8 protein-coding genes are annotated in these 14,336 nt (G+C 57.4%); 4 read left to right on the top strand and 4 right to left on the bottom strand.

All coding sequences use genetic code 11. From position 1 onward, the window contains the following. The first annotated feature begins 118 nt into the window (after positions 1–118). Complete coding sequence (locus V476_RS24260) at positions 119–973, top strand: helix-turn-helix transcriptional regulator (RefSeq protein WP_024959052.1); 855 nt, start codon at positions 119–121, stop codon at positions 971–973. 429 nt (positions 974–1,402) lie between these two features. Here the strand turns inward: V476_RS24260 and V476_RS24255 are convergent, their stop codons facing one another. Further along, entirely contained in the window at positions 1,403–2,425 is a 1,023-nt protein-coding gene (locus tag V476_RS24255; RefSeq protein ID WP_024682903.1) for a zinc-dependent alcohol dehydrogenase family protein, read from the bottom strand. 235 nt (positions 2,426–2,660) lie between these two features. After that, positions 2,661–3,338: an RraA family protein gene (locus V476_RS24250; protein ID WP_003346862.1), complete on the bottom strand. Its 678-nt coding sequence runs from the start codon at positions 3,336–3,338 to the stop codon at positions 2,661–2,663. Positions 3,339–3,583: 245 nt separating this feature from the next. Between V476_RS24250 and V476_RS24245 the strand changes: the two genes are divergently transcribed. Continuing rightward, positions 3,584–4,561 carry a hydroxyacid dehydrogenase gene (locus V476_RS24245; RefSeq protein WP_003318744.1) on the top strand — a complete coding sequence of 326 codons (978 nt, stop codon included), beginning with the start codon at positions 3,584–3,586 and terminating at the stop codon, positions 4,559–4,561. A gap of 78 nt (positions 4,562–4,639) precedes the next feature. Then, positions 4,640–5,974: an MFS transporter gene (locus V476_RS24240; RefSeq protein WP_051128936.1), complete on the top strand. Its 1,335-nt coding sequence runs from the start codon at positions 4,640–4,642 to the stop codon at positions 5,972–5,974. An 84-nt stretch (positions 5,975–6,058) separates the two neighbouring features. Here the strand turns inward: V476_RS24240 and V476_RS24235 are convergent, their stop codons facing one another. Next, entirely contained in the window at positions 6,059–6,799 is a 741-nt protein-coding gene (locus V476_RS24235) for an IclR family transcriptional regulator (protein ID WP_024960920.1), read from the bottom strand. Between the two features lie 418 nt (positions 6,800–7,217). On the opposite strand from V476_RS24235, the gene V476_RS24230 reads away from it, so the two are divergent. Further along, complete coding sequence (locus tag V476_RS24230) at positions 7,218–8,336, top strand: metallophosphoesterase (RefSeq protein ID WP_024960919.1); 1,119 nt, start codon at positions 7,218–7,220, stop codon at positions 8,334–8,336. 25 nt (positions 8,337–8,361) lie between these two features. Here the strand turns inward: V476_RS24230 and proA are convergent, their stop codons facing one another. Further along, positions 8,362–14,199, bottom strand: coding sequence for an anti-phage protein ProA (gene proA / locus V476_RS24225; protein WP_024960918.1), 5,838 nt, complete (start codon positions 14,197–14,199; stop codon positions 8,362–8,364). Positions 14,200–14,336: the final 137 nt, after the last annotated feature.

Below are 14,336 nucleotides of genomic sequence, written 5' to 3'. Positions count from 1 at the left end.
ACCTACATATAATCTGTTTGGTCGCAGGGCTTGAAGAGTACAAAGCACTTACTTATTCATTTGCTGAATCAAGGCTGCGCCTTGGCGTGTCTCTTTATAAACGGAAAAAGGAACCCCGATGAACATGCAACAGCTTTTCCCGCATCTCGGCAAAGTGATCTCCGGTATTGGAAGCCGTCAGTTCGCTCGCTTGCTCCACGAGATGATTACCGCTTCATTGCCCGTGGATGCGACCCATGTCATTCAGGGACTCAGTCGATCTACGAATGAAGTCACCGGCGCTCACGGCATAGGTGCATTTGGCGGAAACCTACGCCAGGTGCTCACTCCCGGGGTCGATAGCAGACGTCTGGAGCCTGTTCTGTTGAGCCCGACAGAGCTGGCAGATACGCGCATCGACAGATCCATCAGGTTCGAGTCGCCCACCTACAGCGCGCAAGAGAAGCCAGGTCATGTGCCCCCCTACGCTTCTCTCCCCCAAGTACACCTCGCTTACCCGGGAAAGGGGGAATATGTGCTGTCGGTTTATCGATCACCCTCTGCCAAGGCATTCACCAGTCAAGAGCGCGCCCGACTCAAAGACCTGTCCTGGGTCGTATTGCCCATCGTGAAGCAACACATTGCGACCGTGACACCTACCCTCGTTTCGACAAACCTCTTGCCTGTCACAAAAAGCCTGAAAAACAAAGATGCCATGGAAGGTCTGCGCCAGCGTTTCCTGGGCCGCCTCGAGGCATCGGCGCTAAGCCTGTCTTCGCGCGAAACCGAAGTGTGCGTCGGCCTGCTGGCTGGTCTCACGGTGCCTCAACTGGCAGAAAGGCTTGATCTGAAAGTCAGCACAGTGGAGAGCTACTTCAAGCGCGCGGCGGTAAAAATGGGCATCGCGGGTCGCAGTGCGCTACTTCGCTGGTTGCATGCAGAGCAGCGCATGCAGCATCCAATCCCAGTAGAGATGTTTCAGGCGGCTGTCTGAGCAGAGTGCGGTTTTATGGTCGTTCCACGTTAAATGATTCTTCCACCGTGCAGCGGTACGGTCTGTAGACCAGTTGACACCCGTCTCGACCGCGACCGCCGCGCCATCCGGCGTATGCCGGACGTCATTGCCGTCCCCTCGACTGATCAATGTCGAGGGTAAACGACAATACTGTGCAGGTTTATGCGTATAGCGCTATTCCTCTAGCGCATAAAAAAACCCGCCGAAGCGGGTCGTTTTTCTATCAATACCATTCCGACATCCTGTCAGTAGCCGTCCCGGCAATGGTGATCATCCTTGACCTCCGAAGCGCCTCCTGCGCAACGGTTGATGGATATAGATTGCTACTTCGCGAGCACGTCGTACAGGGCTGATCCACTCCAGCGCGTGTAAGCCTTTCGCTATAGGTTCAACTATGGCGCAGCGAGATCACCCCTGTTCAAACTCGATCAACACCTTGCCGATGTGCTGTGCTGCGGCGAAATACGCGTAGGCTTCGGGGGCCTCGGCGAATTTGAATGTCCTGGCGACTACCGTTTCAATTCCATTCGCTTCGATGGCTCGTATAAGGTCGACAAACATCTCGCGGCTGCCGTTGGCAATGCCTCTGATTGTGACGTTTTTGAGGATCAGCGACAGGTAGTCGGGAATCGGCGAGTGCTGACCTGGCGTCACGCCTATTACTGCAATACGTCCGTTGACGGCAGCCGCCGCGATCGATTGCCCCAGGGTGTCCTGGCCTCCTGTCTCGATAATAATGTCGGCACCTGCGTTATCACTGAGCGCCATGACTTGCGCTGCCCAGTCCGGGTGCGTGCGGTAATTGATCGTGATGTCGGCGCCAAGCTGACGCGCGATTTCAAGCTTCTCGTCACTCGATGAGGTGATCGCCACGCGTGCGCCGTGAAGCCTGGCCAGTTTCAACGCGGCCAGCGCCACTCCGCCGGTCCCCAGGCACAGAACGAGTTCACCCGGTTTGACCTTGCACACCTCCATCAGCGCGTTCCAGGCGGTCAGGCCTGCAGATGCCAGTGCGGCAACGTCCTTGTCAGCCAACGCGTCCGGTACGTGAATCAATGCAGCGGCGGGCAATACGACTTTTTCAGCCAGCCAGCCGTCATGGGTGACACCGACATCGTGGGCGAACACACTGCTGCGAAATTCGCCTTGCAGCCAGCTGGGAAAGTGACCGCAGATGACCCGGTCGCCCGGTTTGACCTGGCTGACGCCCTCGCCTACCGCGATGACTTCACCCACGCCTTCGGACATGGGAATGCGCTCTGGTAATTGTCTGGGACCGTACGTGCCACGCAGGATTTGCACATCCCGGCTGATGAGGCTCACCAGGCGCGGCGCCACTATGGCCTGCCCCGGCCCGGCGATCGGCTCGGGCCGAGTGGTCGCGGTCAAAGCGTCCAGGCCTTGTTGAGATCCGATCTGAAAAGCTTTCATGAACATAATCCTTGTGCAGTCAGCGCGAAGAGGTGTCTGTATCGCGCCTTGAAAAATATCGTGTGGCCCTTTTCAGAGCCGCGTGTTTTTCAATGTGTCGCCTACACGATACCTGCTCAACGCTGAGCATCAAGTCCGACACTCACATCCCGGCCGCCCTTTTCAACCGCCTGGCGTGGCGTAACGGCACGGCGCAGCGTTGCGCCACGCTCGTGCTTACGCCATGTGCACCAGGTTACTGCGGTAGCTGGCAGCCCTTTTTCTTCAAAGACTCCAGGACCCAGGAGCGATCGTTTTCTCCGCTGGCGATCTGTTCCAGTTGCTTTTGTTCGGCATGGTGTTTGGCTGAGGCGCGATCATAGACGTCGGCGACTTGGTCGTAGGGTACGCACAGCAAGCCATCCTCATCGCCTATGACCAGATCACCCGGTTCGATCACCATCCCGTCGATTGCAATGGCCACGTTGATCTCACCCGGTCCGTCCTTGTAGGGGCCACGGTGGGAAATGCCCGCCGCGAACATCGGGAATGTCCCGGCAGCAATGCTCCCTGCGTCCCGAATCGCGCCGTTGATGACGATGCCTGCCACGCCACGCTTCACCGCATAAGCCACCATCATCTCGCCGATGAGCGCGTTGCTCAGATCTCCCCCCGCATCCACCACGATCACATCGCCAGGCTCGGCGATATCAATGGCGTAATGGAGCATGAGGTTGTCACCGGGCCGCGCTTTCACAGTCAATGCCGGCCCCGCCAGCACACCTTCACGGTGCATCGGACGCAGGCGAGCGCCGCCTGCGGTCATTCGATTCATCGAATCGCTGACATTCGCGACGGGTACGTCGCGATAACGTGACACCCACTCGGCGCTGACTTTGCGGGCTGCTTCGAGGACTCGGAATCCTATCGTCATGGGGCATATCTCTCTTGAAATTATGGGGTGCCGCCGAAAAGCTGCGTAATGCTAATTTCAGAATCACATTTCATTTAGAATCAATCAAGCAGTAAAAAAGAATTCATAACCCTTTTTAGATCGATAAAAATCAATATAGTGAAATGGCATTTCATTATGGTAGGGTTTAGGCATCGGGCTGAAGTTGCTGCCCGGTCGCACACCAAACGCGAACGCGAACGCAAACAAGAACAAGGTACGCATCCATGACCCGCAAGATTCTGCTGACAGGCCCCGCCCTGGCACACGACGCGATGAGCTATGCGAATGATCTGGGCATTCAGATTTTCCCCTCCACCCCCTACCTGCCGGCTGAAGAGCTCACCTCGCTCATTCGCGACGTACAGCCCGACGCGATCATCGTCAGGCAAGGCAAGCTCACGCGAGAAATGATCGAAGCATCCCCCAGGCTCAAGGCGGTCGCCAAGCATGGGGTCGGCTACGACACCATCGATATTCAGGCGGCGGCAGAGAAAGGAGTCCCTGTCATGATCGCTCTCGGGGCGAATGCGCAATCCGTGGCCGAACATGCCTTTGCACTCATGTTCAGCGTGGCTCGACAAATTGCCTGGCTGGATGCCCGTACACGTCAGGGGCATTGGGACAAGGCCACCGCCAACGGCATCGAGCTGTTCGGCAAGACATTGGGGCTGGTTGGCTTGGGGGCGATCGGCAGCGTCCTGATGGATCTGGTTGCGCCTTTGCAGATGAAGGTCAAGGTCTTCGACCCTTACCTCAAAACGCTACCCGAACGTTCACACGTCGAGCGCGAAACCGACTTTGACCGCCTGATCGAATCCAGCGATATCATCAGCCTGCATTGCCCGCTGACCGACGAAAATCGCAACTTGATCAGTACCGCGCAACTGAACCGCATGCGCTCCAATTGCATCTTGATCAATACTGCTCGCGGCGAACTGGTCGATACTCAGGCGCTTATCCAGGCGCTGCAAACCAACAGGATCGCAGGCGCGGGGCTGGACACGTTCAATCCGGAGCCGCCTGCTGCCGACAGTCCGCTGTGGCAACTGCCGAATCTTGTTGCCACCCCGCATACGGGTGCCAATACCACCGAATCCCGTGATCGCGTGGGGCTGCTGGCTGTTCAACAGATCGTCAAAGTATGGGACGGCGACGCGCTTGATCCTCGCTGTATCGTGAATCGCCAATTGCTCGATAGCTGATCCAGCTTGCGCCCTGCTGCCGAGCTGGCGGGGCAAACATCTACCGTTTCTCCACAAAAATAAACACAGGAGAGCACCATGGCCCGCACCCAACCGACGCAACCGGTCACCGAACTCGAGCGCACCACCATGCGCCGAGTCGCATGGCGACTGCTTCCCTTCCTTATCCTCTGTTACCTGATAGCGATCATCGACCGGGGCAATATCGGCATGGCATCGCTGCAGATGAATCATGACCTTGGCCTTAGCCCGGCGATCTTCGGTTTCGCGAGCAGCCTGTTCTTTGTCTCGTACTTTTTGGTCGAGGTGCCGAGCAACCTGGCCCTGCAGAAATTCGGCGCGCGCATCTGGATTGCACGCATCATGATCACCTGGGGGCTGATTTCCGCAGGTACGGCTTTTGTGCAGGGCGCTAACTCGCTGTACGTCATGCGCTTTCTGCTGGGTGCTGCCGAAGCAGGTTTCTTCCCGGGCGTGCTGCTGTACATGACTTACTGGTTGCCGTCGGCCTATCGCGCACGCATGGTGGCGATCTTCATGGTCGCTATTCCAGGTGCAAACTTTCTGGGCTCCCCCCTTTCGGGTTACCTGCTGACACTGGACGGCTGGATGGGCATGAGGGGCTGGCATTGGCTGTTCATTCTTGAGGGTATCCCCGCCGTACTGCTGGGAATCGCCTGCCTTTTCATTTTGACGGATCGTCCCGCTCAGGCTCGTTGGCTGGATGACGAGCAGCGCACCTGGCTGGTCAACAAGCTGGACGAGGAGCGCAAGCTCAAGACCAACATCGGCTATATATCGCTGTGGAAGCTGCTCAAGCACAAGGACATATGGGTCATGGCGCTTATCTATTCAGGCGCTTCTGCAGCAGGCAGCACCATGAGCGTGTGGGCACCGCAGCTGTTGAAAAGCTTTGGCCTGAGCAATCTGGAGATCGGCTTCGTCAATGCCATCCCCTACGGTATTGCGTCGGTTGCGATGATCATCTGGGGGCGCAGTTCGGACCGCAGCAATGAACGTCGCTGGCACACCTCCGCCACCCTGTTTTTGATCACGGCGGGGCTGTTGCTGGCGCTGGTCACGTCCTCTCTACCCGCCACTGTCGTGATGCTGACCATGGTGCTGATCGGCGCCTACTCGATGAAAGGTCCGTTCTGGGCACTGGTGTCCAACTGGCTTTCGAGCAGCACGGCCGCCGCCGGACTGGCGGCTATCGGCGCCCTGGCGAATCTGATCGGTGGCGGGATCATGGTCAACGCTTATGGCGCTATCCATCAGGCCACGGGGAGTTATGCGATCGCTCTGCTGCCTCTGGCCGCGCTGTGCACGGCTGGTGCAATCGCCGTGGTTGTGATGGGCAGAAGCCGCAAGCGTGAGGCGCATGAGGACGCCAAATCTGTAGAGGTCAACTGAGAAACTGGCGATAACGGTTTGAAACGCTGCCTTGTGCAGCGCTTCAAGTCGGCTGTTTATGGAAACTCCGCGCTGCCTCCGGACTCAGACCGCTTCGTCAACTGCCGGCGCACGGTGTGCCACCTTCTCCTCGCCAAAGCTCTTCCCCCCAAGGCTGCGCGTCAGGTCGTCAGCCACCTCGATGAAGATGGAGCGGATCGCTTTTGCGTAGTCGGCGGTCAGCCGCATCGACGGGCCTGAAAGCACCAACGCTCCGATGTTTTCATGCAGCGGACCAAAAATGGGCAACGCCATTGAGGCCGCATGTGGATCCGTCGCACCGCTCGAGTAAAAAGGCTCCAGCCCATCCTTTGCACGTGCATACGGTGTACGCAATGCTTCGGCACTCGCCGCACCGTCCATGGGGCGCATGTCTCCAGGCTGCATGTGCAATCGCAGACGGTGAGGAGAGTTGACCCGGTACTGACACAACCGATAGGCACCGTGTTTCACATAAAAAGAGGCGGTCTCGCCGGTTTCTCCGCTCAGCTTGTGCAACCTTGGCAACACATGCCGCTCAAGATCCAGGGCATCCTGATAGACCGCATTGAGGCGCATGACTTCGCTCGCGAGCATGTAGCGACCGTCTGCAAGGCGATTGACGAAACCATAGGTTTCCAGGGAAACCATCAAACGCATGATCGTGCTTTTGATCAGTCCGGTGCGCTCTACCAGTTCCACAAGGCTCAAGGCCGAGTCTCCGATCTGAAACGAAGAAAGAACGGTGAGCACCCTATCCGCTGATGCGACTCCATTCACGGCGGGACGTGGACGCGTTTTGACCATCATTAACTCCTGTGCGGCAGATTGCAGCATGAACCTCGAACTCGCACATTATCCGTTAGCTGAAAACGGATAGCCATGAAACCCTTGGTATCAGCCACGCTGCCCAGGTCAAAAAAACGCCGCCGGCGCAACGTCAGGTCTACAGTTTCATGTCCAGCCATGGACAGAAGCACCTGGCATGCGGCATCGATGTCGGCGGCTACCGATATTCGCTACGTTCAAGCATGGCTCGACAAGCGCCGCCCATTACAAGAAACTTGGCATCACGGTTGTGCTTGTGTCGAAGTTCTGCCTCGGCACGAAGATCTTTGGCACCTCGGCCCGGCAACACGCTGCAGCATGACGAGGTCGACCTCATTACTGCCCGTGCCCTTGACGCAGTTATCCACCTCATCAATACGGCCAACGGAGCACGTTAATGTTTCATGTCATGTTCAGCATGCCCTGCCTGTACGTCATCGCCCGGTTCCTGTGGCCGATGCCTTGGGCGCTATCGGCGAAAATCGCCGTTGCCGTAGTGCTTGTCCTTGCCTCGCAATACCATTTGTATTGCCGGTTTTCTTCCGGCAGCGTGTTCTCGCCGGAGTTTCCTCGCTACGTCGTGATGCTGTTCAACTGGGCGTTCGGCGCAATCCTGTTGCTTGCGGTACTGCAAATCATCGTCGACATCGGCACATTGCTGACGATGTTGGTGCGCCGGCAGACGCTGAGCATTCCGGCCAATCTGCGTTACTTCATCGGTGTGGCAGCTCTACTGCTGGCAGCAGTCGGCGTCCAGCAGGCTGTGCGCGTGCCGCCGGTGAAAGACATCCAGATCGCGATTAAAAACCTGCCTCCGCAATTCGAGGGCTACCAAGTATTGCAACTGACCGACATGCACATCAGTCGCCTGTTCGATGCGCCTTGGACCCAGGCGGTGGTACAGCAGTCAAATGCGCTGGGGGTGAATCTGATCGTCATCACCGGCGATCTGATTGATGGATCGCTAAGCAACCGGAAACAGGATATCGAGGCCCTGCGCGATTTGCGTGCACCGGACGGCGTGTACGTCATCCCCGGCAACCACGAGTACTTTTTCGACAATCAGGCGTGGATGCAGCACTTCGTGTCTCTGGGAATGATCCCTCTCGCCAACAGCCACACGATGATCGAGCACGACGGTGCACGCATTGCTCTGGCCGGCGTCACCGACGTCACTGCGCCGAAAACCGGCTTCCCTGCGCCAGACCTGCAAAAAGCCATAGCAGGCATCGCGAAAGACACGCCGATCATCCTGCTCGACCACCAACCCAGAAACGCGAAGGAAACAGCTACCCACGGCGTAGCGCTGCAACTCTCCGGGCATACCCATGGCGGCATGATCTTCGGTCTTCACTGGTTGCTGGCCCTGGCCAACGGCGGATTTGTGTCAGGGCTTTATGATGTGGGCGGAATGCAACTGTACGTCAACAACGGCACCGCCCTCTGGCCCGGGTTTGCCATTCGCCTCGGCAAACCTTCGGAATTGACCCGGATTACGCTCCGGCGGGCGCATTAGCGCCCCATCAGTGGGGCGCTAGCTCTTATGTACTGAAGATTCGCCCCATCCGTTCACGCGCAGGTCCTGTGAGGCGCTTTATACCGAACAATCGAGCAACCTCCAGGGCCTTGTCTTCGGCATCGACACCCGTCGCCGCAATGCGCAATTCTTCAGCAGCAACCTCTTCTATGGCTCGTGTATCCTCGCTTGAGGCCGGAATCCGGTACGTCGTCCACCCGGCCACATCGCCTTCCGAGTGCCAGACGAATACCTCTTCAAACCCTGCTTGTTGAACATAATGGTGCTGCTCCGCCAATTCCAGCACTCTGTCTCTGATAAGCCGTCCTGATCGTTGGAAGCCATGTGCACGCGCAATACGCTGGATTAAAGCTGAGTCGCGAATCGGCGCTTCCTGGCGCAGCACTTCCTCAATGAGCTGACGAAGTACCGGAGTGTAACCAGGCAGGTGAAACTGGTCAGCCTGGATCAGTGGTGCGAGAGAAGAAAGGTCGGCTATGCGATAGATACCCTTCTGCCCCGCGGCGGCAGGTGTAAGGTCATGAGACAGCGCGATGCGGCTCTCACCCATCTCTGCTGGCAACTCACTGATGGAAGCAACCCGCTCATCAGGCGACTCTCCACTGATGCGGGGTACGGTGGAGAAGTCTATGACGATGGGCTCGGCCGTTGGCTGTTCGGTTATCTGTTGACCTGCTGTCTCCTCCCTGGATTGCACCAAAAGATCATTCAACGCTGCGTTCAGTCTCTGCAATGCACCTTCCTTGTCTACCCACCACTCAGTGGACCATAGCCGCACCAGGTTCCAGCCGAGGCCACTGAGAATTGCTCCGCGGACCTTGTCCCGATCCCGAGCGGTGGCGGCGCTGTGATAGGTAGCGCCATCGCATTCGACGCCGGCCAGATAGTCACCCGGGCGGTCAGGGTGAACGATTCCCAAGTCAATGCGGAAACGCGAAACACCAATCTGCGGCACCACTTGCCAACCGAGGCGCCGTAGCCCTTGAGCGACTGCCTCCTCGAACGGCGAGTCATAACCACCGACCGAGCCCTGTACCGCCTCGGCCAAAGCTTTTGGTCCGCGTTGGGCGAACTCTATGAAATGCTTCAGATCCCGGACTGCACGGGCATTGGTGCGGTTCAGGTCGATCATTGACGGATCAAAGGATGAGAACACCAACATTTCCCGGCGAGACCGTGTGATCGCGACGTTAAGCCTGCGCCAGCCGCCGTCTTTGTTGAGGGGGCCGAAGTTCATCGACATGACCTGCGAACCCGGCTCGGTTGGACCGTAGCCTATCCCGAGCATGATCAGATCGCGCTCATCACCCTGGACTGTTTCCAGACTCTTGACGACAACCGGCTCGGTCTGTGTGTCCTGAAAAAACGGCTCGATCTGCGGATACTGCTTGCGGGCGCTGTCCAACAGATCATTAATCAGTTTTTGCTGATCAGAGTTGAGCGTGATAATACCGATCGAGTGGCCAGCAGCCACGAACGCTGGATCGGTAAGGCGCTTGACTGTCTCGCTGACGATAGCTTCGGCTTCAGCCTGGTTGTAACGCCCTTTGCCCTTTGCATAAACACCGTCAACCCGGCGCCACTCCACAGCACTTGCACGGGTCTCTGCTGCCGGGAAGGTGATGAGATTACTGTCGTAGTAACGGTGATTGGAGAACGCAATCAGGCTTTCATGTCGACTCCGGTAGTGCCAGCTCAGACTGTGACTTGGCACCCCTGCTCCCAGGCATTCGTCCAGAATGCTTTCCATGTCTTCAGCGGTATCGTCGTCGCTGGCATTCGGGCCACGGTTGAAAAAGTTCGTCGGCGGCATTTGACGCGGGTCACCTGCGATAACGACTTGTCTGCCTCGAGCTATCGAACCGATTGCGTCCCATGGAGCAATCTGCGAAGCCTCGTCGAAGATGACCAGATCGAAGGGCGGTTGATCGGCGGGCAGGAATTGCGCAATCGACAGCGGACTCATCAGCATGCAGGGGGCCAGGCGATTGAGTGCGTCGCCCATTTCAACAGCCAGTTGCCTGACAGGTTTATGCCGGCGGGACTTCTGCAATTCATGTTTGAGAATGGCAAAGCCGCTGCTCTTGGGGATGTCATTTTTGGAGGGGATCAAGCCACACAGTTTAGCCCGGATGTAACGCACTGTCAGTTTGGCCATTTCGTCGTCCAGACGCACGAAAGCCGCGATATCACTCATGTGCTCGGCAGCCACGAAATTCCTCAACAGCGGTTCGCCGTCTATACCTTGCGTGGCGAACCAATGGGCATAGGCCGTGATGAAGGTTTCCTCGCTTGCTGCAGGTGACAGCCCCCCTGCTTCGAGCGCACGGGCCAGACTTGCCAAACCAGCCTCACCCGCCTGTTCGCGAACCCGGCACCAATCGCACCATGCCTTGAGTTGCTCCTCCTGTTGCTGGATCGACAGCGAAGTAGCCCGCAAGGCAGTAGCGCTCAGTTGTTTATCTGTACCGGCTACAGACAATTCGGCAAACAGTCGAGCGGCGTCTTCATAGCGTGACAAAGCCTGTTGCAAGGCTGATAACGCTACGCCGATTTGCCCGCCCGGCGCCAACATTTCATTTGCCTCAACGACCAGCCGCGCGACGGCGCCGCGCAATGAAACGAGGTGGTCCGGTGATTCGGCCAAGCCGCTCATCAGTCCGCGCAGGTTTTCAGCCATTGAGGCTGCACGAAATATCTGTGACACGTCACTGCTCAGGCCCTGCCAGCCCGGGATCGACTGCAGGCCAACGGCTAATGTATCCAGTTCGTTCAGTTGCGCGAGCAGGCGCTCGAAAATCGCCAGGTCGCCAAGCGTGTCCGGCAGGCCTGCTGCGCCACCTGAAGAGGCCAGTTTCTTCGCGACCTTTTTCTTGGCGAAAGTCGCCAGGAACCAGAACTTTCCTTCGGCATCTCGCCATTCGCTGCGCATCGCCTCAACGGGAACGCGACGGCAGGCTTCGTCTGCATAATCCAGCGACAGACCTTCCTCAAGCTCTCGATAGCTTTCGATTAACTGGCACGCGCGCCGGGCTGCTTCGATACGCGCGACAGCATCGGGTACAAAAGCGAATGAGAGGTTCAGTCCATAGGACTCCACGACCAGAGTCGCCAATTCGTTAAGGTGCTGAACCTGCGCCGGTTCAGATACAGGCAAGTCAAGGTGCGTCAGGCCAAGAAGTCTTTCACTCGTGGCACTCAGCGCGTCAAGGGCCTGGGGCAGCTCACGTGAGGCATTTGCAATTTGTGCCTGCCAGGCGTTCGACCACTGGGTCTGCGCCAGAGCGCCGAACTTGCCTGACAGATTACGTGCGGCATCACCGTTCAAGCCTAAGCGACGCGCAAGATCGAGCAACTGGCTGTACTCGGCGGCATCATGTTGCGTGTCTGATGGCCAGGTCAGCCTGGGTGTTTGAGGGCCATGATCACGAACCACACGACCGATCGCCTGATGCAAGGAGAGCCCGTTGCTCCAGCGTCGGTGCAGTACCTCGACCAGTTCGTTGAGTCGCGAGCGCAGCGTCTGCAAACGAGTGGCTTCACGTTCCCACGCCTCCGGGCTCAACGCATCGCTGACATCCCAGGCGCGGTCCAGTTGTTTGAGTACTTCAACTTTAGAGGCCTTGCTTGAATGCAGTTCCAGGCAAAACTCGCCAAGCCCCTTCTCTGCCAGGCGACGGTAAACGACGTCCAGGGCTGCGCGCTTCTCTGCCACGAACAGCACGCGACGTCCCAGAGCAAGGTTGTGAGCAATCATGTTGGCAATGGTTTGCGACTTGCCGGTTCCCGGTGGCCCGTCCATGACAAAGCTGTGAGTACCTGCAGATGCCACCACGGCAGATAACTGCGAGGAGTCGGCGGGCAACGGGGTAAAAAGCTCAGCGGGTGTTATCGACGAGTCCAAACGTTCAGGTCGGGGAAACTCGTCTGAACCGGAGAACCCTTCACGGGCGCCACCGGGTTCCAGTAAATGTTTGACCAAAGGGCTTTGCAATAGCTGCGCGGCGTTGGCATTCAGGTCTTTCCACATGAGGTATTTGGCAAATGAGAATGTACCCAACACAAGTTCGGTGCTCACCTCGAAACCCGGTACGTCACGCACTGCTCGCCGCACTACGTTCCAGATACCCGTCACATCAATGCCACTTTCATCACTGGGTAGTTCGCCGTCCAGTCCGGGAATCACCAACTCGAAATCATGGCGCAGCAATTCAAGCAGCGTCAGATTGAAACGCGGTTCTTCATCAAGAAGGCTTAGCGTCACCCCGGACAAAGCACTTTTACGTTCAAGTTTTACTGGCAGCAAAATCAGGGGCGCGGAGTAGGTTTTCGGGTCGTCGGCAGTTTTCTTCCACTTGAGAAAGCCGATGGCCAGAAACAGTGTATTTGCACCGCCCTCTTCCAGATCGCTACGCGCCTTTCGGAACAAATCGATCAGGGTTGCTTCAAGTTTCACCTTCTCCAGACTGGCGAGCACTTCACCTCGAGCCAGCGCCTGACGAGCAACTTCGTCGACCAGGTTCTCATTATTCTGCTGCTCGTACAGGGCCACATCCCGGCCACTGCTTTTCAAGTCAGGTACTGACAGGATGCGAATGCGCTGGCCACTGGAAAGCAGATCTTCAAGCACGGCCGGATCCGGGCATATCAGGCGCACGCCCTTTGCGCTGTCCGGAAGGTGCAGGAGACGATTGCGAGTCGTCAGATCCAGAAGTTTGCGTTGCCACAACGTCAGTTTTCCGGCTGGACCTTCGCTATCCGTATTTAATTCGACATCGAACCCCGGGAGTGCCGGAGCCTCCTCCAGCCCTTCAATAGTGGGTGGAGCATCGGCTGTCTCATCCGATCCCTCGGTTACTGAGACGAGCGCCATCGGACGAATCTTCTGCATTCGGGCGCGGTGCAAATCGATGGCCATGATGAACTGCTCATCATCTAGCTGACGCTCGGCGACTGTAATCGCCTGGGAGAAGCCCGGCGCAGGTGTCTGTGTGGCAAGCGTGGTTTCGAATACCACCATTTCCTTCAGATCCAGACGTTTGCGTACTGCCGACGCCTCATCGGTCAACAATTGAGAAAACTCTTGAGGCTGCAACCATACGCCTGCAAATGCGTGTCCCTTAGTCATGATAAGCAGGGCATTCAAGCCCGCCTGCTCCAAAGCTGCAGCAAACAGCAATGCAGTATCCAGGCAGGTCGCCACGCCGTTTTCCAGAACCACACTCGGAGGCCGGACCTTCTGCCCCTGTTGCTCAAAACTGGCCGGGGGCAATGCATAGCTCAACTGAAAGCTGCACACTCCGGACCAAATAGCAGAGGCAAGCTCCCAGGTTCGCGTGCGCGACTTGCTTTCATAGCCGTCGATGCCATCTTTCTTGCCTGCGCGCCGCAAAACCTGTGAGGCCGCTTTGAGTACCCGATCTACTGCGGGATCATTGGGCATGCAAAAAGCCGCAAGCAACTCCGGCATGGCGCTCAAGCCGCCCCACTCTGTGCGCGCCAGCAGTTCTGTCGGGAAGCGTTGCTCGACGAGTACGTCATCGCCCTGGGACAGGCGCATCACCACCTCAGCGCTGAGGCTTTCAGTCAGCCCGGACAAATAACCTGCGTTAAGCTTGATATCACGCTCGGAAATGTTGAGGCGATCACCTGCATGAATGCGGTCTATACGCCAAGTGCGGCTCTCTACGAAATCCGGGTCGGTGCTTAAAGTCAGGGTCAGGTTTTCAAAATCGCTTTCTTCCTGGTTCCAGATACTCAATTCACGTACGAGCGGTACGGCGTTCTGGTGGGAGGCGAAACCGATCTTCCGGGCGATCAGTGCCTCAATCTTGATGTTCATTCACGGGCTCCTGCAGATGCGAGCGCTTGCCTCAGAGAGGCAGCCAAATGGGCATATAGTCCATGAGTCATCGACAATAAGGAATGCTTATATCTGAATCAGGCACCTTACCCCGCCGATGGATTCCACTCGGCCGC

The organism is Pseudomonas syringae KCTC 12500 (genome assembly GCF_000507185.2).
In the GTDB taxonomy this organism is placed as follows: Bacteria; Pseudomonadota; Gammaproteobacteria; order Pseudomonadales; family Pseudomonadaceae; genus Aquipseudomonas; species Aquipseudomonas syringae.
This window is presented reverse-complemented; position numbering and strand designations above follow the sequence as displayed.